The following is a 20,809-nucleotide window of genomic DNA, read 5'->3' as shown; positions in this document are numbered from 1 at the left end:
TGTTCCGAATCGGAGCGTATCACTCCGTAAGGCAGCCTTCAATGCGATCCGCGCGTTGCCGCGAAAAATTACACAGCCTGCAGGCGGCCCGAAAAATCGCTTGCGCGGGACATATTACTATTAGAAGTAATACAAATAAACCAGCGGGCGGAATGGGCGATGGACGACGGGGTGATCGTGGTGGGCGCAGGGCCGGTGGGGCTGACCGCAGCCTATCTGCTCGGCACGCGCGGCATTCCCTTCACCTTGATCGCTGCGGAGCCGGTGCTCGCCTCCGATCTGCGCGCCTCGACCTTTCATCCCCCGACGCTCGACCTGCTCGACACGCTGGGGCTGGCCGAACCGCTGGTGGCGCAGGGGCTGCGCAGCCCGACCTGGCAGATCCGGTTGCACGAGACAGGCGAGAAGGCGGAATTCGATCTTACGGCGATCGCTGCCGACACACGCCACCCCTTCCGATTGCAGTGCGAACAGTCGAAGCTGTGCGCCCTGCTCCTGGAACGGCTGCAGGCGGAAGGGCGTGGGCGCGTGCTGCTCGGCATCCGGGTGGATGCGGTGTCGCAGGACGAGGAGGGCGTCACCGTCGTCGCGCGACCGGTCGACGCGCCGGCGGACGCCGATCCGCAGAGCTTCACCGGACGCTATCTGATCGGCGCGGACGGATCGCGCAGCGTGGTGCGGCAGGATGCGGGCATCGCCTTCGAAGGCAAGACCTACCCCGAGACGACGATCCTCGCGACGACGCTCTTTCCCTTTCACGAACATCTGCCGGGTCTCTCCAACGTCAATTATGTCTGGAAGGAGGGCGGCACGTTCAGCCTGCTGCGGCTGCCCAATCTCTGGCGCTGCAGCCTCTATCCCGATCATGACGAGACCGTGGAGGATGGGCTGCGCCCCGAGAGCATCGCGCGCAAGCTGCAGGAGATCGCGCCGAGCGACGCCGGGCACGAGGTGCTGGAGACACGGCCCTATCGTATCCACATGCGCATCGCCGACGATTATCGGAAGGGCCGCATCGTGCTGGCGGGCGACGCGGCGCATGTGAACTCGCCCTCGGGCGGCATGGGCATGAACGGCGGCGTGCACGACGCGTTTGAACTGGTGGCGACGCTGTCCGAGATCTGGAAAGGCGCGCCGATCGATCTGCTCGACCGCTATACCCGCCGCCGCAAGCCGATCGCGGAGCAGGAGGTGCTGGCGCAGGCCGACCGCAACCGCGCGCGCATGCAGGAGCGGGATGGCGACAAAAGGCGCGAGATGCTGACGGCACTGCAGAAGACGGCGGGTGATCCCGTCGCCGCGCGCGAGCATCTGCTGCGCAGCTCGATGATCGCAGGGCTCCGCCGGGCTGCGGTGATCGATTGATGGGCGGTTCGTACGACTATGGGCGCGGCGGGCGGATCGGCATCGGCACGCCGCAGGCCAATCCTACCGTCGAGACCGAGTTCGCTATCCTGACGCCCCCCACCGCGAGCGTCACCGTGACCCGGCTGACCAGCCAGGCCGGGGTACCCGCCGATCGGCTGCGTGACTATCTGCTGCGTCTGGTTGACCATCTCGCCGCGTTCGACACGTTTCGGCCCGACATATTCGGCTTCGGCTGCACCGCCTCGTCCTATGTCGTCGATCCTGCCGACGAGCGCGCGGTACTGGCCTATTGCGAGGATCGCTTTGGCTATCCGATCGTCACCGCGGCCGATGCCATCGCCTGTACCCTGATGCGGATCGGCGCGCAGCGCATCGCGCTCGTCTCGCCCTATCCGGCAGGGCTGGCCCAGGCAGCGGTGCGCTATTGGCAGGCGCTCGGCTACGAACTGGTCAGCGTCGACAGCGCGGGAAGCCTCGCGCCCGATGCGGACACGCGGGGCATCTACGCGCTGGGCAGCGCCGATGCGGCCCCGGCAATCGCGCGGATCGATCCTGCCAAGGTGGATGCGGTGCTGCTGACCGGCACCGGCATGCCTTCGCTGCCGTTGATCGCCGACGCCCCGGAGGGGCTCACCATCCTGTCTTCCAACCTCTGCCTCGCCGCGACGATCTACGATCGCCTCGGCCTCGGCGACCTGCTCGATTCTGCTTCCGAAGCAGCCAAAGCCTGGCGCGACCGCTGCCGCGCCGCAACCGCATCCCTTCCAAGGAGCTCAGACATTCGCACATCGCCGTATTTTTCTTCTTCGTCATCCTGACGGAAGTCAGGATCCATTGGCCGCAGCGTTGCGCATCGATGCCCGGCGCTGCGGCGAATGGATCCCGGATCAAGTCCGGGATGACGAAGGAAATGAGCCGTCACCCAATGTGTGAATCCGACAGCCGAAAGAGACAGCCATGACCGACATCATCACCGCCCTGATCGACGGGGAAACGATCAGCGCAGGCGAGGCGCCGATCCCCGTCGTCAATCCTGCCGACGACACGCTGATCGTCGAGCTGCCCGAGGCCGACGACGCCACCGTCGACCGCGCCGTCGCGGCCGCCCGGCGTAGCTTCGACGAGGGCGCGTGGCGCGCCATGGCGGTGGAGAAGCGGCAGGCGGTGCTGCGCCGCTGCGCGGACCTGATCGATGCGGCCGCGGACATGCTGGCCGACATCGAATGCGCCAATACCGGCATTCCGCGCGCGCAGATCCGCAACCGCTCGATCCTGCGCGCCGCCGACAATTTCCGCTTCTTCGCCGACTATATCGGCCAGAGCGTCGGCGCCCTCTACGAGCAGAACCCGGATTATCTCACCTTCGTGCGACGCGAGCCCGTCGGCGTCGCCGCGCTGATCAGCCCGTGGAACTCGCCGCTGGCGCTGGGATCGATGAAGATCGCCTCGTCGATCGCCTTCGGCAACAGCTGCGTGCTGAAGCCTTCCGAACAGGCGCCGCTCGGCATCAGCAAGCTCGTCTCGATCCTGGGCGAGGCAGGGCTGCCCGAAGGCGTCGTCAACCTGGTCAACGGCCGCGGCGCCAGCACCGGCGACCGGCTGATCCGCAATCCGGGCGTGGATGTCGTCACCTTTACCGGCGGCACGCCGACCGGACGGGTGATCATGCGCACCGCCGGCGAGCTGCTGAAACCGGCGACGGTCGAGCTGGGCGGCAAATCGGCCAACATCATCTTCGACGACGCCGATTTCGAGCAGGCGGTGGACGGCGCCCTGCTCGGCATCTTCACCAATAACGGCCAGCAATGCCTCGCCGGCTCGCGCATCCTCGTGCAGCGCGGCATCGCCGATCGTTTCATCGAAGCGTTCGTCGAGCGCGCCAGGAAGATCCGCATCGGCGATCCGCTGGACGCTGCGACCGAGATCGGGCCGCTCGTCTCGCAGCGCCACATGCAGCATGTGCTGAGCTTCGTGCCCGGCGCCGGCGCCGAGGGCGAGACCTTGCTGACCGGCGGCCGGCGCGCACCGCAATTCGATCGCGGCTGCTATGTCGAACCTACCATCGTGCGCGCGGATTCGAACGACCGGCGCGTGTGCCAGGAGGAGATTTTCGGCCCGTTCGCGGCGCTGATGGTGTTCGATACGGACGAAGAGGCGTATCGCATCGCCAATGCCAGCCGCTTCGGTCTGGTCTCCTATGTCTGGTCGCAGAATATCGCGCGGATCATGGAGGCGCAGGAGCGGATCGAAGCGGGCATCGTCTGGTGCAACACGCCGATGATGCGCGAGCTGCGCGCGCCGTTCGGAGGCTATAAGGATTCGGGCGTCGGTGCCGATGGCGGTGCGGCCTGCGAAGCCTTCTACACGCGGCAGAAGACGGTGACGATCCCGCGGCGGCCGATCGCGTTGCGCAAGCTGGGGGTGTGAGCGGCGGCGCTCGACGCGGATCGACTGCCGGGAGCGGTGTTAACATTACCCTCCCTCGTAAGGCTGTTCGATTCACGTGGAGGGTGGCTGACGATTTTCCTCGCCATGCTGACTCGTTTCAGCATGACGAGGAAGGAACCCATATCTGGGCTGCGTGAATACCGTAGCCCGTAGCGGTAGGATGAAGGATCACACTCCAGCCGCATCCACGATCGAGTCGCCGCGCGCGAACCAGGTGCCCGGGCGGGCGGCGAGGTCGGCGAGGAGGCGTTCGAAGGCGTCGATGCGGTAGGGCAGGCCCATGATATAGGGCGTGACGTTGAGCGGCAGCATGCGACCGCCGAAGCGGGTGCTTTCGGCCTCCAGCAGCGTGTAGGCGTCGGTCATCTGCTCGACATAGCTGTCGACCGAATGCTGCTGGTTGACCAGGATCTGGCGGTCCGACAGCTCATGGTTGAGCGGAAGGTTGATCAGGCTGCCCGCGCTGGTCGTGAAGCGATAGGGCAGCTCGTCATTCACCCAGTCGCACATATAGTCGACGCCCGCCTCGACCAGCAGGCGCGGCGTGTCGAAGGATTGCGAGCGGGCGATCGAGTGCCAGCCGCGCGGGCGCGTGCCGGCGACGCGCTCCAGCGTGTCGAGCGAGCGCAGGATCAGAGCGCGCTCCGCCTCCTCGCCGATGCCGGTTGCGATCGTGCCGTTCATGTCGGTGGAATGGGCGACGATCTCATGACCTGCCGCGACGATGTCGGCGATCACCGACGGATAACGCTCGGCGATCGCGGCGTTCGCGGCGACCGAGACCTTGGCACCGACCTTCGCGAAGGCGTCGAGCAGTCGGTAGAAGCCGATCCGCGTGCCATAGTCCCGTGCCGTATAATGGCGATAGTCGGGATAGGGGGTGACCATATGGCCCGGCGCGCGGAACGGCTTGTCTTCCGGCACGATCGGGAACCATTCGAGGTTGACCAGGATCCACACTGCCACGCTCTTGCCGTCCGGCCAAGCGATGGGCTTGCGCTCGAACAGGTTGGACCAGGGATAGAAATCATGGTCCATGCCGTGGCGGCGCTTGGGATATTCGAGATAGCAGGGATCGAGCGCCATCAGCGCGCCTCCGTCGCGTAGCGGGCGGCGTCGGCCGTCGCTGCGTCATAGTCATGGGCAAGGAAATGGTCCGCGATGTCGCCCGAGCGGGTGATCCAGGCGCGGCCGTCGGCGGCGATGTGGCGCAGCACCTCGGCGAAGGGGCCGATGCGGTGCGGCTGGCCGACCAGATAGGCGTGGAGCGGAATGCACATCACCGTGCCCGAGGTCTCGCCCTCGGCGGCCAGCCGCTCATATTGGCGGATCAGCGTCTCGGCATATTCGCGCGGGCTCATATTATAGACCGAGAAGCCATAATGATCGTTCACCTCCAGGCTGTAGGGCATGGAGATGAGCCGGCCGGACTGCACATGCACCGGCCCCGGCTGATCGTCATGATAGAGATCGCAAGTATAGGTCAGCCCATATTCGGCGATCAGATCGAGCGTGCGCGGCGTATGGGTGAGGGCGGGGGCGAGCCAGCCCTTGATCGACTGGCCTGTCGCCTCGCGCACGGTGCGGATCGAATCCTCGATCAGCGCACGTTCCTGCGCTTCGTCCATCCCGTAGGAATAGCGGGTGTTGTAGGCGCCATGGCTGAAGAATTCCCATCCCAGCGCGTTCACCTGTTCGACGATCTCGGGATGATGCTGGCACATCGCGATGGAGAGCGAGACCGAACCCTTGAAGCCATGCGTCTCCATGACGTCGACGAGCCGCTGATGACCGACGCGATTGCCATAATCGCGATGCGCATAGCCGACGACATCGGGGTGCGGCTTCGTCCAGCTCTTGCGCTGCGGGTTGGCGGGCGGATCGAGCTCGTAAAATTCGATGTTGGGCGACACCCAGACGGCAACCGTTTTGCCCTCGGGCCAGGCGATCTTCGCACGGTCCCGATAGGGACGGAAATCGTAGAGGCCAGGATCGCCTTCGCCTTCGCGCATCAGCGTGCCTCCAGCCAGTCGATGACCGTCTGCACCGGCTCGACATCGGCATATTTGAGCTGAAGATCGGTCAGATTGGCGAAATGATAGCTCTCATGCTTGTCCGCGCAGGTCTCGATCGGGACGATCGAGCGGAAGCCATAGGCGAGGGCGTCCACCGCCGTCGCGCGCACGCAGCCCGAGGTGCTGCCGCCGGTGACGATCACCGTATCGACCTTGTGCCAGCGCAGATAGGAATTGAGCGGCGTCTCGAAGAAGGCCGACGGCATGCGCTTGGTGTACTGAAGATCGTTGGGATCGATCTCGCAGCGCGGATCATAGGCGTGGCGCTCGCTGCCATATTTGATGTTCTGGAGCGAATCCTCGGTATCGGTGCGCGTGCCCCAGACGCCGGCATCGCCCGCATCGTCCTTATAGCCGACGCGCGACCAGATTACTGGCATGCCCTTCGCACGGGCAAGGCGCGAGATGGTGTTCACATAGTCGATCTGCTTCGGATCGGTCTCATATGCCGTCTTGAACATGTCGATCCGCGTATAGGCCTGCTGGAAATCGACGTTCATGATGGCGAGCTTCTCGCCGAAGCCGAACTTCTTGCGCGCAGGATTGGCCATGACCTCCTCGAAGAGCTGACGCGCGGTCTTGTCCTCGCGCACCATCTTCGTTCCGATGATCGTCATGCTACCTCCTTGACAGGCCGACGTGCGGCCGCGTTGAAACCGAGCGGGAGACCCGCATCTGGTATGAAACCATAGAGCGGCTCGTTCGGCACCGCCGCGGCCAGGATCTCCCGTGTTGCGACCAGCCTGTCGATGTCGATGCCGGTGCGCAGCCCCATCGCCTCCAGCATGAAGACGAGATCCTCGGTCACGATGTTGCCCGAGGCGCCGGGCGCGAAGGGGCAACCGCCGAGACCGCCGAGCGAGCTGTCCAGCGTGGTGAGCCCGCATTCGATCGCGGCCAGCGCGTTGGCGAGGCCGAGGCCGCGCGTGTTGTGCAAGTGGATGCCGGTCAGCGTCTTTTCGCCCACCGTATCGCGGACGAGGTTGATGAGGTGCTTCACCGCTGCCGGATCGGCATAGCCGGTGGTGTCGGAGAGGCCCACCTCGTCGCAGCCCGCAGCCATCAGCCTTTCGGCCAGGCGTGCGATCTGCGCGTCGGGGATCGCGCCTTCCAGCGTGCAGCCGAAGGCGGTGGAAAGGCTGCCTTCGAAATGCGGGCGTTTCTCGGGCGGCTGTGCGGCGATCATGGCCGCGATGGCGCGTGCTTCCTCCAGCACCTGTTCATGCGTACGGCGCAGGTTGCGCAGCGAATGCGTCTCCGATACCGAGAGCGGTAGGGTCAGCTTGTGCGCACCCGCCTCCAGCGCCGCCTCGGCACCGCGGGCATTGGGCACCAGCACGGCGACGGTGAGCCCCGGAATCGTCAAGGCATGCGCGACCACCTCGCGTGTATCGGCGAGCTGGGGCAGCAGCTTGGCGGGAACGAAGCTTCCCACCTCGATCTCGCGCACGCCGGCTGCCGCCTCCGCGCTGATCCACGCCTTCTTCGCCTCCAGCGGCATGATGGCGTCAATGCTCTGCAGCCCGTCACGCGGGCCGACCTCGCTGATGAGGATGTCGATGCCGTCCATGGCGTCCACGATCTCTTCCGACCCTTTCGACTCTGGTTGCGTTATTTGTCATAGGTCTATATCAAATCGGTGAAGCCATTCAAGGCATGACAATTTTTAGCCGGGATAGTGATGAACCAGGATGCCCTTCCGCTTGCGGGCCTGAAAGTCGTTGAATTCACGCACATGGTCATGGGGCCGGCGGTTGGAGTCATATTGGGCGATCTCGGCGCGGAGGTGATCAAGGTCGAGCCGGTAGGCGGCGATCATACGCGAACCTTGCTCGGCTCGGGCGCGGGCTATTTCCCGATGTTCAACCGCAACAAGCAGAGCATCTGCCTGGATCTCAAGCAGCCGGACGGGCTCGGCGTCGCGCGCCGGCTGATCGCCGAGGCGGACATCGTGATCGAGAATTTCCGTCCGGGCACGCTGGCGAAGCTCGGCCTGTCCTATGAAGAGCTGTCGAAGGACAATCCGCGGCTGATCTACTGTTCCGCCAAAGGCTTTCTCGCCGGGCCGTATGAGAAGCGCACCGCGCTCGACGAGGTCACGCAGATGATGGGCGGCCTCGCCTATATGACCGGCCCGCCCGGCCGGCCGCTGCGCGCCGGCGCGTCGGTGATCGACATTACCGGCGGCATGTTCGGCGTGATCGGCATCCTTGCCGCGGTCGAGCAGCGGCACCGCACCGGCAAGGGCAGCGAGGTGCGCTGCTCGCTCTATGAAACCACGGCCTTCCTCGTCGGCCAGCATATGGCGCAGCAAGCCGTGACCGGCGCCGCCGCGCGGCCGATGCCGGTGCGCATCTCGGCCTGGGCGATCTACGACGTGTTCGAGACGAGCGAGCCCGAGGAGCAGTTGTTCGTCGGCGTGGTGAGCGATTCCCAATGGCTCGCCTTCTGCCGTGCCTTCGGCCTCGATGCGCTCGGCGACAATCCGGATTATCGCGCGAACAACCAGCGCGTGCTGGCGCGCGACGCGATCCTGCCGCAGGTCCGGGCGCTGTTCGCCGGCATGACCCGCGACGCGCTGGTCGAGAAGCTGGAGACGATCGGCCTGCCCTTTGCGCCGATCACCCGCCCGGACGAGTTGTTCGACGATCCGCATCTGAATGCCGGCGGCCTGGTCGACCTCACCCTGCCGGACGGGCGCGCCACACGCCTTCCGGGCCTGCCGATCGAGTTCGACGGCGAACGGCTGGGCCTCACACGCGACATTCCGGCGATCGGAGCCGACAGTGACGCGCTGCTCGCGGGCCTCGGTTACGCGCCGGAAGAGATCAGCGCGCTGCGTGCCAGCGGGGGCGTCGCCTGACAATGGGACGCACGCTGTTCGAGAAGCTGTGGGATCTGCATGCGATCGACGATCTCGGCGGCGGCACCGGCCTGCTGCTGATCGACCGGATCATGCTGCACGAGCGGACCGGCAGCGTCGCCCTCGAAAGCCTGCGCGACGCCGGCCGCAGCGTGATGGCGCCGCGGCAGACCTTCGTCACCATGGACCATATCGTCGATACGCTGCCCGGCCGCGGCGACAGGACGATCATGCCGACCGGCACCCAGTTCATCACCGCGACGCGAAAGGCGGCGCTGGAGGCCGGGCTGACCCTGTTCGACATCGGCGATCCGGGGCAGGGCATCGTCCATGTCATCTCGCCCGAGCAGGCGATCGTGCTGCCCGGCGTCACGCTGGTCTGCCCGGACAGCCATACCTGCACTCAGGGCGCGTTGGGGGCGCTGGCCTGGGGCATCGGCTCGACCGAGGCCGAGCATGCGCTCGCCACGTCCACGCTGCGCGTGCGCAAGCCGAAGACGATGCGGATCACGGTGAACGGCCGGCTCGGCACCGGCGTGACGGCGAAGGACCTCGCCCTCCATCTGCTCGGCCGCTTCGGCGCGGCCGGGGCGGTGGGCCATATGCTCGAATATGCCGGCGAGGCGGTGCGCGCACTCGATGTCGAGGGGCGGCTGACCTTGTGCAACATGGCGACAGAGCTCTCCGCCTTTTCCGCGATCATCGCGCCCGACGAGACGGTGTTTGCCTATCTGAATGGCCGCGCCTTCGCACCCAAGGGCGCCGATTGGGACGCTGCCGTCGCCTCCTGGGCGGCGCTGCACTCGGACGCGGATGCGGTGTTCGACGTCGACCATATCGTCGATGCCGCGGACGTCGCGCCGATGGTGACCTGGGGCAACAGTCCGCAGCATGCCGTGCCGCTGGGCGAGACCGTGCCGGCCTATGATCCGGCAGGTGGCCGCGACACGCAGGCGACGCATGAACGCGCGCTCGCCTATATGGGCCTGACGGCAGGCCAGGCGCTGGAGGATCTGCCGATCGACGCGGCGTTCATCGGTTCCTGCACCAATTCCCGCCTGTCGGACCTGCGCCGTGCCGCCGCGATCCTCGAGGGGCGCAAGGTGGCGGGCCATGTGAAGGCGATCTGCGTGCCGGGATCTACCCGCGTCAAGGCGGAGGCCGAGGCCGAGGGGCTGGACCGCATCTTCCGCGACGCGGGCTTCGAATGGCGCGAGGCCGGTTGCTCGATGTGCTTCTTTGCCGGCGGCGAGAGCTTCGGGCTTCGCCAGCGGGTGATCACCTCCACCAACCGCAATTTCGAGAGCCGGCAGGGCCCCGAGACGCGCTCGCATCTCGCCTCGCCCGAAACCGTGGCCGCCTCCGCCATCGCCGGTGCGATCGCCGATCCGCGCAAGCTGAGCCCCATCGCATGACCAGCCAGCCATTCCACAGCCTCACCGCGCACGCCCTGCCGCTGGTGCGGGACAATATCGATACCGACGCCATCATCCCCTCGCGCGAGATGAAATCCGTCTCCAAGAAGGGGCTGGCGGATGGGTTGTTCGCCGGTTGGCGCTACACGGAGGTCGGCGGGCGCGAGCCTGATCCCGCCTTCGTGATGAACCGGCCCGAGTATCGCGACGCGACCATCCTGATCGGCGGCACCAATTTCGGCTGTGGATCGAGCCGCGAGCATGCCGCCTGGGCGCTCGCCGAATATGGTTTCCGCGCGATCGTCGCGCCGAGCTTCAACCCGATCTTCCGCGGCAATTGCGTGCGCAACGGGATCGTGCCGGTCGAGCTGCCGGCCGAAGCGGTGGCCGCGCTCGCCGAGGCGGCGGAGCGGCTGGAGGTCGTGACCGTCGATCTCGCCACGCAGATCGTTTCGCTCGCTGACGGGCGCAACTGGGCCTTCGCGATCGAGCGCGAGGCGAAGGAGATGCTGTTCGAGGGGCTCGATGCGATCGAGCTGACCTTCAAACGCGCTGACCAGATCGCTGCGTTCCGCGCCCGCGACAGGGCCGCGCGGCCCTGGGTCTACCTGTAGGAGCAGTCGTTCCAGGGTTGCCGGTCTCGCGCTTTTCCAGCCAGCCGTCGGGGCCTACCCCTTGGGGGTCCTCCCGTCGGTCATGCCGACCATGATGTTGATCAGCGTGCGCACATCGCGTTCCGGGCCCTCGATCGCATCGACGAGAGTACGTTCCATCGCGCGCGACATGTAGCTGGCTTCGCCGGCATAGGCGAGCGACCAGCCTTCGAACAGTCGCACGGCGGTCGGCTTCGTTGGCAAGGTCACGATGTCGGTATGGCGGTCGTCGCGCTCGATGCTGGCGCGGAGCGCCGCAACGGATGTTTCCGGCCCTTCGAGATACTGGCTGAACCGGCCGCGGGCGAAGATGAGCGCCCCGGTGACGTCCAGCGTGGCATTGCGTCCACGCGATGTCGAAACGATCTGCTCGATTTCCGATGGAATGGCAGCCACCTCAATTTGACTGCGGCTGACGTACAACCAACAGGACGCAGGCACTTGGCTGATACTCCCCACCATCCGCCATCGCCCATCACCATAAACGGCTGGTCGGCCTGTTCAACACATCTTGTCCGGCTCCGTGCGCCGGGGTCTTGCGGGGGCGGCCGTCGCGTTACAGGACAGGAGAATCACGACGAGGCTCGTCGTGTAGAGTATCGATGGACACTGCTTGATGGATCGAGGGAGATAAGGCCGATGGATTCTGCGCGGACGATCTATATCGTCGACGAGGATGTGGCTGTTCGCCGATCCCTGGGCGCGCTGATAACCGAGGCGGGACTGCATTCATACCCCTTCAGCTGCGGCGAGGACCTGTTGGACGATCTCGCCGAATTGCCTGTCGGCTGCATAGTGATGGAGGTGGATCTGCCCGGGCTCGGCGGGCTCGAAGTGCAGCGCCGGGTCTCCGCATTGCGGCCGGAAATGCCCGTGATCCTGATGAGCGCGGAGGGCACGATCCGCATGGCCGTCGCAGCGCTGAAAGCAGGTGCCTTTGATTTCCTCGAAAAGCCGATCGCCGACCGGCTGTTGCTGGACGTGATCCGGTCCGGGTGCGAACAGCTCGGCCGGAGCCTGCCGCTGGTCGCCCGAAAGCGTGAGGCGCAGGAACGGGTGGGCAGCCTGTCCGTGCGTGAGCGGGAGACCGTCGAGCATATTGCCGGCGGGCTTTCCAACAAGCTCGTCGCGCGTACGCTTGGCCTCAGCATCCGCACGGTCGAGATGCATCGCGCCAGCGCCATGCGGAAGCTGGGGGTACGTAACCTGGCGGAATTGCTGCAGCTGGCTGGCGAAGCCGACCTGCTGCCGGACCGGCTGCCTTCTTCCGCCGCCGCCTGATAACGGGCAAAACGGCACATTGAAGGACGGTCCATCGCGTCGGCTCATATAGCGGCCGCCCGCCGGTGCTCAGCCGCCGTAGAAAACTTTCTCGCCGAGGTCCTTCATCTCCAGCACGGCCGCATCCGGACGTCCCTCAATTGGTGCGGAAAGGGTGGCGTCGGTGACTTCCAGTATCGCGACGTGATGATCGCCGCGCTCGACGATCTCGATCAGGCTGCATTCCACAGCGGCGGGCGCGCTGGCTATCACAGGGACACCGTTCTCGCCATCATGCACGGGTTCGCCGGAAAGCTTGCCATCTTCGAGCGTGGCCGGCTTGAAGAAGGCAAAGGCGGCCCCTTGCTGCCCCTTGCCGAGGATGTTTAAGACGGCCTTCTTCGTGGCCTTCAACGCGGCATAGACACCCGAATCGGCCTTGATGCCCATGGCGACGAGCGGCGGCGAAAAGGACGTCTGCGTGACCCAGTTGATCGTAGCGGCATGCACGGTGCCGTCGGCCTCGCGCGCGGTGAGCACGTAAAGGCCGTAGGGGATCATCCTGAGCGCCGTCTTCTTGGCTGCGTCGTCCATCATCACTCTCCCATATTTTCGCGGATTGTCCGGAGCGACTCCGGCCGCGTCAACCGTCCTGATCCGAAATGCAACCCGCGTTCGCGATCGGCCCTTGCCGATCGGGCACAGATCGCCATGTGTGGCACTTCATCCGTCCGCCTCGCCCGCTGTGCTTCAGGGAGACATTCGTGACGCAACCTGCTCTTTTCCGGCCGATCCGCGTCGGGAACCTCGATCTTGCCAACCGCATCGTGATCGCGCCGATGTGTCAATATTCCGCCGAGGAAGGGCAGATGACCGACTGGCACCTGATCCATCTCGGCCAGCTTGCCCTCTCGGGCGCGTCGCTCCTGACCATCGAGGCCACGGCGGTGCTGCCCGAAGGGCGGATCAGCTATGCCGACGTCGGCCTGTGGAACGATGCCACCGAGGCGGCGATGCGCCGGACGCTGGAGGGCATACGCCGCTGGTCCGAGATGCCGATCGGCATCCAGCTCGCCCATGCCGGCCGCAAGGCGTCGACCGATCTGCCGTGGAACGGCGGGGCGCAGATCGCGCCGGATCATGCCCATGGCTGGCAGACCGTGGCGCCATCCGCGATCGCCTTCGCCGAGGGGCAGAATGCCCCGATGGCACTCGATCGGGCGGGGCTGGAGCGGGTGCGGGATGCCTTCGTCGCATCGGCCCTGCGCGCCGACAATCTCGGCCTCGATCTGGTGCAACTCCACGGCGCGCACGGCTATCTGATGCATCAGTTCCTCTCGCCGCTCTCCAACCGGCGCGACGACGATTATGGCGGCTCGCTGGAAAATCGGATGCGCTTCCCGCTGGAGATATTCGATGCGGTGCGCGCGGCGTTCCCGAAGGAGAAGCCGGTCTCGATGCGCGTGTCTGGCACGGACTGGGTGGAAGGCGGCTGGGATGTCGAGCAGACCGTCGCCTTTGCGAAGGAGCTGGAGCGACGGGGCTGCAGCGCCATCCACGTATCGAGCGGCGGGCTCCATGCCGCACAGCAGATCCCGGTCGGCCCCGGTTATCAGGTGCCGCTGGCGCGTGCGGTGAAGGCGGAAGTGGGCATTCCGGTGATCGCGGTAGGTCTCATCACCGGCTTCGAGCAGGCCGAGGCGATCGTCGGCACAGGCGATGCGGATCTCGTAGCGCTGGCGCGGACCATCCTCTACGATCCGCGCTGGCCCTGGCATGCAGCCGCCGAGCTGGGCGCGACCGTGCGGGCGCCCAACCAGTATCTGCGCTGCCAGCCGCGGCAGTTCAAAAATCTGTTCGAGAGCGCCTGACCGCTCCCGACCGCCGAGGGACATGATGTCGAACGATACCGCCCATCCCGTCTGTCCTTTCCACCTCGCCTTCCCGGTCCGCGACCTTGCCGAGGCGCGTGCCTTTTATGGCGGGCTGCTGGGCTGTCCCGAAGGGCGCAGCGCCGAGGACTGGGTCGACTTCAACTTTTATGGCCACCAGATTGTCGCCCATCGCACCGGCGCCTCCGGCCCGGCGGGCGTCAATCCGGTCGACGGCCATGGCGTGCCGGTGCCGCATTTCGGGCTGGTGCTGCCGATGGCGGACTGGGAGGCGCTTGCCGCGCGGCTGAAGGCGGCCGGACTTTCCTTCGTGATCGAGCCCTATGTCCGTTTCCGCGGCCAGGCGGGCGAGCAGGCGACGATGTTCTTCACCGATCCGAGCGGCAATGCGATCGAGATCAAGGCCATGGCCGATCCTGCGCGGCTGTTCGCGACGGATTGACTGCCGAACGCGCTCAGGCTCCGATCAGGTGCAGGGCCAGGCTCCGCCGGTGCGGTACGCGGCGGTGCTCGAACAGATAGATACCCTGCCAGGTGCCGAGCGCGAGCCGCCCGCCGATCAAGGGAATCGACAGCTGCACCTGAGTGAGCGCCGTGCGAAGATGGGCGGGCATGTCGTCCGGACCTTCGTCGTCGTGACGATAGCGGCCTGCATCTTCCGGCGCGATTTCGGCAAAATAGGCCTCGATATCGCTGCGGACCTCCGGCGCGGCATTTTCCTGGATCAGCAGCGATGCCGAGGTGTGCCGGCAGAAGATTGTCAGCAGCCCCTCGGCAAACGCCTGCGTCTCGATCCAATCGACGATCTCGCGCGTGACCTCGATCAGTCCCTGACGGCTGGTCTGCACCTGCAGCAGCTTCGTCGCCTGTCGCATGTCCGTTTCCCTTTCCTGCACGCCGCGGATCGCACGGTGACGCCGACAACGCGTGGCGACGATCATGGTGCGACAACGATGCTCAGCGTGCGAACTGCAGCGCCTGCAGATGGATGTCCGCGCCGTCGAACGCAATGTGGAGATCGTGGAGGCCTTGGGCACCAGAGACGGGGCAATCCGCTTCGCCGCCCGGCGCCACGAGCGGGCAGACCGCGATGACCGGCCCGGTGGGACCGTCCAGCCGCAGCGTCAGTTGCGCCGTCGCCTCCGCCCGATAGGCGATATGGACATGCCGCGGCGTCGTTTCCCCAAATTGCAAAGTGGCGAAGCGCGCCCAGCGGCCACAGCAGGCGGCAATGGCGATGCCATCTGCGACACCGATGCCATTGGCCGCCGTGCTGAACGTGGCGCCGGATAGTGGCTCATAGGGATTGGCGTGCAGATCCGAATCCGCGAGGCCGGGCGTCTCCAGCACGATCATCGCCCAATAAGCCAGGCGGGGCAGGGTGAAGCGCACGAAATTGCCGCCCGCATCCGATCCTGTGACATAGGCAAGATCGGTCGCGGCGCCGTTGTTCATGTCCGGCGAGGCCCACCACAGGCGGTTGGTGCCGGGTTGGACGGGTGCGCCGGAATAATGGAGGATCATCGCCAGATCGGTGGCAGGTGTGGGTGCCGGCATGGTGCCGTCCATGTCGGTCCAGCGATCGGTGGCTATGCCGGCGAGGTTCACGACCTGGCAGATCTGGAAGCCCGGTTTGGCGCGGCTCATGAGGTCGATGTGGCCGGCGGCCGGGGCGCTGGCGGAGGATGTGCCGTCGGCCAGGGCGCAGGGCAGCGGCGAGGCCGTTACGCCGTCGCGCAGCATCGGCTGATAAGCGACCTCGAAATTCTTGTAGCGCAGCAGCGCGTCGGTGACGGGCGGTGGGCATGGCAAGTGATAGCCCTCGATGAACACGCCGGTGGCGATGCAGCCATCGTCCATATGGTTCATCAGCGTCGATCCCGCCGATGCGATCAGCGCGGTGGCGAGCAGCGGCGAGGCGAGATTGACCGCGCAGGAGCCGGGCTGCGCCGTGTTGCGCGCGCAGTTCGTGGCGAGTGCGCGCTGGAGATAGGCGGGCTGCACGATCGCGCGGGATGTATCCCGCCGAATGCCGGTCGTGATCGCGTCGAGCGCTGCGAAGCTCGGCGAATCGAAGTTCCACGTCTCGCGATAGAGGATCGGCTGGCTGCCGTCCCGCGCGACGTCGGCGAGGTGCCAGCCGCTCACAGTATTCACCACCACCGGCTTGCCGAGATAATCCTGGGCGCTGCTGGTGAAGGCCGACAGGCAGGCGCCCGGATCCCTGAGCTGACCGGTGAGGTCGTAACGCGGGCCGGCGGGCGGCCCCAGCGTGTCGGCCTGCCACCCGTCGAAACCGAACTGATCGAGCATCGGCTTGATGCTCTTCGACAGCAGATGTGCCTGCCAGCCGGGCGAGCAGAGATCGAACAGATCGAGATGATCTGCCTGCCAGCCATATCGGGTCCAGTTGTCGGGAAGGGCGGGCGATCGATCGAGATCCGCCTCCGTGCAGGGACGGGCAACCGAGCAGGCGCGGACGAAGGAGCCCTGGTCGAGGCTCGGGCCGGTGCTGCGGCGTAGGAAATCGTCATAGGCTTCACCGGTGCCCTGGAAGAAGAGCACCGGCAGGCCACGGGCATGCGCCGCCGCGATCACGCTGCGGATGGTAGCGCGGCTCACGGTGCGATTGGGCAGGGACGGCCAGCTGGCGAGCTCGGGCGGAGGGGCGAGCTCGGGCCGGTAATAATTGGCATAGGCCTGGACGGTGTTGCAGCGCCAGGCCACCTGGCTGTCGAGCAGTGCCGCGGCATCGATATCCTCGCCCCAGCGCGAGATCCAGCATTGGCGGGGAAAGCGCGTCGGCAGCGCGCCGGACTGGACGTCGACCGAGCCGAAGGCCTGGTCCACGCTGCGTCCGTTGGCATCCACCAGGGTCACATCGATGCGATAGCCTCGCAGGTCGGAGGGAGGCACGATGAACGGGAATTCGGCGACGACCGCTTCGGCATCGATCTCAACACTGCGCCTGCCTTGTGCGATCTCCTCGGCGTTGCGGAAGAGCGTGGCGACCAGCGTTCCGCGAAATGGCGCGTTGGATGAGCGCAACGTGATGCGCGCAGTCGCGGTGTCGCCCGGCGCGTAGCGCCCCTTGTCGGTGGTGACGAGGCCGATCCGTTCGTGCAGCGCCGGATCGAGCGATGGCGTGGCGGAAAGTGGCGAGGCGAACAACACCAGGAAGACGAAGAGCGTGAGCAAGCGCAGCATTCGGCCGTCGTAGCGAGCGCTTGGTGTCGCGGCGAGGACCGAATGCTGAAGCTAAGCCATCTTTACGCCATTCCCGCCGCACCCCGAGCGTAATCGGTGCCGAGAGTGAGACTTTCCCAGCGATCCATCTCCTCGATTACGCCGCCCAGCTTTTCGCGCGTGCGGCGTAGCGCGTCCGAACCGAGCAGCAGGTGGAGAGGCGGATCCTTGGCATCGACGATGGTGAGCAGCGCCTCTGCCGCGCGGGCGGGATTGCCTGCCTGGCGGCCGGCCATCGCATCGAAAGCGGCGAGGCTCCGGCCAACCGAGGCGGCATAGGCATCGCTCCCGGCATCAGCCCGATGCAGCGAATGGGCGGAGAGGAAGTCCGTCCGGAATGCACCGGGGGCGACCGCCGTCACCTTGATGCCGAAGGGAGCCACTTCCTGGGCAAGCGCGGCGGAAAAGCCTTCCAGCGCATGCTTGGCGGCCGCGTAAAGTGCCGATCCGGCGACCGGCGCGCGTCCGGCAATGGAGGTGATGTTGAGGATGTGGCCCGATCGCTGGGCGCGCAGATGAGGCAGCGCCGCCCGGATGAGGCGGAACGGGCCGAAAAGATCCACGGCGAAGAGGTGCTCCGCATCGGCATCGCTCGTCGTTTCGATCGCGCCGAGCAGGCCGTAGCCGGCGTTGTTGACGACGACGTCGATCCGGCCCGCCAGGGTGAAGGCGGCCTCGACGGTGGCGCCGATGCCGGCGGGATCGGCCATGTCGAGAGTGAAGAGGTGCAGCCGCCCGTCGCTTTCCGGCAGGTCCGGCGTGCCGCTGCGCACCGTGCCGATCACCCGATCGCCGCGCGCCAGGGCGGCTCGGGCGAGATCGAGTCCGAAGCCGCGGGAAATGCCGGTAATGAGCCATGTCTTCATGGGACGTCTCCTTTTTGCACGCCCCAGATCGCACTTGCAGCAGTCTTTCAGAATACGCCTATTTCTCACAGAGCTTGTAAGCTCAGCTGAATAATGCTGAGCCTGTCGCATGGACACGCTTCTGCCCGGCAGCGATTATAACCAGCTCCGCGCCTTCGTCGCGGTGGGCGAGCATTTGAGTTTCAGCCGCGCCGCCGAGGCGCTCGGCGTCTCGCCTTCGGCGCTCAGCCAGCTGGTGCGCGGTTTCGAGGAGCGCGTCGGCGTGCGGCTGCTCAACCGCACGACGCGTAGCGTGGCGCTGACCGATGCGGGCGAGACGCTGTTCCAGCGGGTCAGGCCGGCGGTGGCGGAGCTCGGAGCGGCACTGAACCAGGTGCGCCATTCGCGCGAGCGGCCGGCCGGTCGGGTGCGCGTACATAGTTTCCGTTCGGCGGCGGAGCGTTATATCGTGCCGATTCTCGGGCAATTTGCCGCCACCTATCCCGATGTGGAGCTGGACCTCACGCTCGACGATGCGGTGATCGACGTCGTCGCGGGCGGCTATGACGCGGCGATCCGCATCGGCGAAGTGATCGAGCGCGATATGGTGGCGGTCCGGCTGGGGCCGGAACTGCGTCAGATCGCGGTGGCATCGCCGGCTTATCTCGCCGCGAACGGCGCGCCGGCGCATCCGCGCGACCTCGTCCATCATCGCTGCATCCGCTGGCGCTGGCCGGGGCGGCAGACGCCTTATGCCTGGGAGTTTTTCGAGGATGGCGGCTGGTTCGAAGTGGCCGTGCACGGCCCGTTGATCGTCAACGAGAAAGACATGTGCGTGCCCGCCGCGCTGCAGGGCGTCGGCATCGCCTTTTCGGTGGAGGATCTGTTTCGCCCCTATCTGGCGGATGGGCGGCTGGTGCCGTTGCTGGCACCTTGGTCGGCGCCCTTTCCAGGGCATTTCCTCTGTTATCCGCAGCAGCGCCAGATGGCTCCGGCGTTGCGCGCGTTCATCGACATGCTCCGTCAGCCGGCGCGGGAGGCCGACTGAAGGCGCGCTTAGCGGGCGAGACCCTGCACGTCCCGATAGCCGAGGCTGGTCAGAAGGCCGTGATCCTTGTCCGACAAGGTGGAGGCCGGCACTATGACGGTGCCCGATCCGAAGATTACCACAACGCCGCGCGGCTGGCCGGCCCCGTCCCGATCGATGCGCATCACCTCGCCGATGCGGCGGCCGTCGGAGAAACGAAGCATGCGGCCGATCTGCAAGTTGTGGGCGGCAGGGGCGGAGACAGGTGCGGCCTCTGCCTGCAGGACGAGGAAAAAAGCGTTCAGCACGGTCGGCATCGTTCGACTTCATGATAGATGGGACACGCTGCTGCGGATTGCAAAGCGGCGCGCACCTCGCTCTCTGCCGGAGCGTCCGGCGACGATACCGCAGGGTGTGGCAAGCGATCCGTTCGCCGGTGCACGAACATTTCGATCGCACCGTGATCGGCATCACTGCGCGGTCGTTTGCTGTCGATCATTAGGCTGGGGCGACGGTGGCGCTTTGCGTTGGACGGCTTTTGCCACCGTCGCACCCTTCCTGCGCCGTTAGTCCGGGGTTCAGCCTCTGTCGTGCATAGTGAGCGAACCTGTTTATTCGAGCGGAGGAATTCATGCGATTCAACAGGAAAGCCATGCTGGCCGTGGCCGCCTCACTCGCCGTCGGGACGGCCGCAGTGGCGGCGACAAAGGCCGAACCATCCCATGTCATGGAAGTCGCGCTGCCTGACGGCAGCGTCGCGCATATTCGCTACAGCGGCGATGTGGCGCCGCGAATCCTGTTCGCGCCCGCCGGTGCCGACGCCTTCGCGCCGACTGCGTTCGATGCCTTCGATGCCGCGCCGTTCGCGATGTTCGACCGTATCGCCGCCGAGATGGATGCGCAGGCGGATGCGATGTTCCGGCAGATCGATGCGATGCGCCAACAGGCGGCGACTCAGCCGGGCGGTCTAACCGCGGTTTCGACGGGCACGCTGCCGGCGGGTGCTGTCAGCTATTCGTTCGTGTCGACCAGCAGCGGAAAAGGCATGTGCAGCCGCAGCGTTCAGGTCACCTCGCTCGGCGAAGGCAAGCAGCCCAAGGTGGTGAGCCAGACCAGCGGCGATTGCGGCCCGGCTGCCAGCCAGACGCCGGCGCCGGCAACCGACGCTACGGCCAAGCCCTCGATACCTGCGATACGGACCTGATAGCGGGCTGGACGCACACCGCGGCCTTGCCTGCGGCCAAGGCCTATGATGCCGCTCCGGATGATCCGGGGCGGCATTTTCACTCTTACTGGCTGTCCGTCATCCCGCCCATTACGCCCTGCATCATGATCTGGCGGACCTGGCTGCGCAGGCCATGCTCGCGCTCGACCTCGGCGCTGATCGTGTTGAAGCTGATGACATCCATGCCGCGGCGTTCGAGCGCAGCCGCGATCGCAGTTTTCGCCTGGGCGGCCATTAGTGGCCGCTGGTCGGCCGGGGCATCGGCCACAGCCTTCCGGATCGTCTGAATCTCCCCGAGCGCCAACGCATAGTCGCGTATCTGCTGTGCGGTGAGGGTTGGTGCACCCGTCTTCGCGGAGGTGCCGAGATCGCTGGCCTGAACGGCGGGTGCCGCAAATGCAGTAAAAAGGGCGACGACAGCAAGAGACTGGCGAACCGAGACCATCAAAGGAGCTTCTCCCAACATATCGTGATCGCCCGCGGTCCCAAATC

General features: G+C 66.0%; 22 protein-coding genes. 11 read left to right on the top strand and 11 right to left on the bottom strand.

The window, feature by feature from the left end; translation table 11 throughout:
* Positions 1-159 precede the first annotated feature (159 nt).
* From GQY20_RS20840 to GQY20_RS20830, 3 genes are all read left to right on the top strand, one after another.
* The gene (locus tag GQY20_RS20840; RefSeq protein WP_157219086.1) at positions 160-1,365 is read left to right on the top strand and encodes an FAD-dependent oxidoreductase; all 1,206 of its coding nucleotides are present in this window, start codon (positions 160-162) and stop codon (positions 1,363-1,365) included.
* A complete protein-coding gene (locus tag GQY20_RS20835) occupies positions 1,365-2,186 on the top strand; it encodes a maleate cis-trans isomerase family protein (protein WP_157219085.1) in 822 nt (273 codons plus the stop codon). The genes GQY20_RS20840 and GQY20_RS20835 overlap by 1 nt, the downstream gene beginning before the upstream one ends.
* A 139-nt stretch (positions 2,187-2,325) precedes the next feature.
* Entirely contained in the window at positions 2,326-3,795 is a 1,470-nt protein-coding gene (locus tag GQY20_RS20830; protein ID WP_157219084.1) for an aldehyde dehydrogenase, read from the top strand.
* Positions 3,796-3,984: 189 nt separating this feature from the next.
* Here the strand turns inward: GQY20_RS20830 and GQY20_RS20825 are convergent, their stop codons facing one another.
* Genes GQY20_RS20825 through GQY20_RS20810 form a run of 4 tightly spaced genes read right to left on the bottom strand, consistent with a single transcriptional unit; the run spans position 3,985 to position 7,461 of the window.
* Positions 3,985-4,902 carry a polysaccharide deacetylase family protein gene (locus GQY20_RS20825; protein ID WP_157219083.1) on the bottom strand — a complete coding sequence of 306 codons (918 nt, stop codon included), beginning with the start codon at positions 4,900-4,902 and terminating at the stop codon, positions 3,985-3,987.
* Entirely contained in the window at positions 4,902-5,828 is a 927-nt protein-coding gene (locus tag GQY20_RS20820; protein ID WP_157219082.1) for a polysaccharide deacetylase family protein, read from the bottom strand. The genes GQY20_RS20825 and GQY20_RS20820 overlap by 1 nt, the downstream gene beginning before the upstream one ends.
* The gene (locus GQY20_RS20815) at positions 5,828-6,508 is read right to left on the bottom strand and encodes an isochorismatase family protein (RefSeq protein ID WP_157219081.1); all 681 of its coding nucleotides are present in this window, start codon (positions 6,506-6,508) and stop codon (positions 5,828-5,830) included. The genes GQY20_RS20820 and GQY20_RS20815 overlap by 1 nt, the downstream gene beginning before the upstream one ends.
* Positions 6,505-7,461 (bottom strand): hydroxymethylglutaryl-CoA lyase, encoded by a 957-nt coding sequence (locus GQY20_RS20810; RefSeq protein WP_157219316.1) that lies wholly within the window; start codon positions 7,459-7,461, stop codon positions 6,505-6,507. The genes GQY20_RS20815 and GQY20_RS20810 overlap by 4 nt, the downstream gene beginning before the upstream one ends.
* 111 nt (positions 7,462-7,572) lie before the next feature.
* Here GQY20_RS20810 and GQY20_RS20805 point away from each other — a divergent pair, with 111 nt between their 5' ends.
* From GQY20_RS20805 to leuD, 3 genes are read left to right on the top strand one after another with little or no spacing between them, the layout of a single operon-like run.
* Complete coding sequence (locus GQY20_RS20805) at positions 7,573-8,754, top strand: CaiB/BaiF CoA transferase family protein (protein ID WP_157219080.1); 1,182 nt, start codon at positions 7,573-7,575, stop codon at positions 8,752-8,754.
* Positions 8,751-10,169: a 3-isopropylmalate dehydratase large subunit gene (locus GQY20_RS20800; protein WP_198351116.1), complete on the top strand. Its 1,419-nt coding sequence runs from the start codon at positions 8,751-8,753 to the stop codon at positions 10,167-10,169. The genes GQY20_RS20805 and GQY20_RS20800 overlap by 4 nt, the downstream gene beginning before the upstream one ends.
* Positions 10,166-10,783, top strand: coding sequence for a 3-isopropylmalate dehydratase small subunit (leuD, locus tag GQY20_RS20795; RefSeq protein WP_157219078.1), 618 nt, complete (start codon positions 10,166-10,168; stop codon positions 10,781-10,783). Before GQY20_RS20800 ends, leuD begins: the two co-directional genes overlap by 4 nt.
* Before the next feature lie 54 nt (positions 10,784-10,837).
* Here leuD and GQY20_RS20790 read toward each other — a convergent pair whose 3' ends face one another.
* Positions 10,838-11,284, bottom strand: a complete 447-nt coding sequence (locus GQY20_RS20790) for a BLUF domain-containing protein (RefSeq protein WP_269769768.1) — start codon at positions 11,282-11,284, stop codon at positions 10,838-10,840.
* Positions 11,285-11,461: 177 nt separating this feature from the next.
* Here GQY20_RS20790 and GQY20_RS20785 point away from each other — a divergent pair, with 177 nt between their 5' ends.
* Positions 11,462-12,103, top strand: a complete 642-nt coding sequence (locus tag GQY20_RS20785; protein ID WP_157219076.1) for a response regulator transcription factor — start codon at positions 11,462-11,464, stop codon at positions 12,101-12,103.
* A gap of 69 nt (positions 12,104-12,172) precedes the next feature.
* Here GQY20_RS20785 and GQY20_RS20780 read toward each other — a convergent pair whose 3' ends face one another.
* Complete coding sequence (locus GQY20_RS20780) at positions 12,173-12,676, bottom strand: flavin reductase family protein (RefSeq protein WP_157219315.1); 504 nt, start codon at positions 12,674-12,676, stop codon at positions 12,173-12,175.
* 170 nt (positions 12,677-12,846) lie between these two features.
* On the opposite strand from GQY20_RS20780, the gene GQY20_RS20775 reads away from it, so the two are divergent.
* Together GQY20_RS20775 and GQY20_RS20770 are read left to right on the top strand one after the other, a co-directional pair.
* A complete protein-coding gene (locus GQY20_RS20775) occupies positions 12,847-13,953 on the top strand; it encodes an NADH:flavin oxidoreductase/NADH oxidase (protein ID WP_157219075.1) in 1,107 nt (368 codons plus the stop codon).
* A 25-nt stretch (positions 13,954-13,978) separates the two neighbouring features.
* A complete protein-coding gene (locus tag GQY20_RS20770) occupies positions 13,979-14,416 on the top strand; it encodes a VOC family protein (RefSeq protein WP_198351093.1) in 438 nt (145 codons plus the stop codon).
* A 13-nt stretch (positions 14,417-14,429) separates the two neighbouring features.
* Here the strand turns inward: GQY20_RS20770 and GQY20_RS20765 are convergent, their stop codons facing one another.
* The 3 genes from GQY20_RS20765 to GQY20_RS20755 form a co-directional block, all read right to left on the bottom strand.
* Complete coding sequence (locus tag GQY20_RS20765; RefSeq protein ID WP_157219314.1) at positions 14,430-14,849, bottom strand: secondary thiamine-phosphate synthase enzyme YjbQ; 420 nt, start codon at positions 14,847-14,849, stop codon at positions 14,430-14,432.
* Positions 14,850-14,931: 82 nt separating this feature from the next.
* Positions 14,932-17,181, bottom strand: a complete 2,250-nt coding sequence (locus tag GQY20_RS20760; RefSeq protein WP_157219073.1) for a glycoside hydrolase family 66 protein — start codon at positions 17,179-17,181, stop codon at positions 14,932-14,934.
* Between the two features lie 62 nt (positions 17,182-17,243).
* Positions 17,244-18,086: an SDR family NAD(P)-dependent oxidoreductase gene (locus GQY20_RS20755; protein ID WP_157219072.1), complete on the bottom strand. Its 843-nt coding sequence runs from the start codon at positions 18,084-18,086 to the stop codon at positions 17,244-17,246.
* 109 nt (positions 18,087-18,195) lie between these two features.
* On the opposite strand from GQY20_RS20755, the gene GQY20_RS20750 reads away from it, so the two are divergent.
* Positions 18,196-19,113, top strand: a complete 918-nt coding sequence (locus tag GQY20_RS20750; RefSeq protein ID WP_157219071.1) for a LysR family transcriptional regulator — start codon at positions 18,196-18,198, stop codon at positions 19,111-19,113.
* An 8-nt stretch (positions 19,114-19,121) separates the two neighbouring features.
* Here GQY20_RS20750 and GQY20_RS20745 read toward each other — a convergent pair whose 3' ends face one another.
* Positions 19,122-19,409: a hypothetical protein gene (locus GQY20_RS20745; RefSeq protein ID WP_198351092.1), complete on the bottom strand. Its 288-nt coding sequence runs from the start codon at positions 19,407-19,409 to the stop codon at positions 19,122-19,124.
* A 314-nt stretch (positions 19,410-19,723) separates the two neighbouring features.
* On the opposite strand from GQY20_RS20745, the gene GQY20_RS20740 reads away from it, so the two are divergent.
* Positions 19,724-20,296: a hypothetical protein gene (locus tag GQY20_RS20740; RefSeq protein WP_157219069.1), complete on the top strand. Its 573-nt coding sequence runs from the start codon at positions 19,724-19,726 to the stop codon at positions 20,294-20,296.
* A gap of 85 nt (positions 20,297-20,381) precedes the next feature.
* On the opposite strand, the gene GQY20_RS20735 is transcribed toward GQY20_RS20740, so the two are convergent.
* Positions 20,382-20,762 carry a DUF4168 domain-containing protein gene (locus tag GQY20_RS20735; RefSeq protein WP_198351091.1) on the bottom strand — a complete coding sequence of 127 codons (381 nt, stop codon included), beginning with the start codon at positions 20,760-20,762 and terminating at the stop codon, positions 20,382-20,384.
* Between the last annotated feature and the right edge of the window lie 47 nt (positions 20,763-20,809).

This window comes from Flavisphingomonas formosensis (assembly GCF_009755815.1).
In the GTDB taxonomy this organism is placed as follows: Bacteria; Pseudomonadota; Alphaproteobacteria; order Sphingomonadales; family Sphingomonadaceae; genus Flavisphingomonas; species Flavisphingomonas formosensis.
This window is presented reverse-complemented; position numbering and strand designations above follow the sequence as displayed.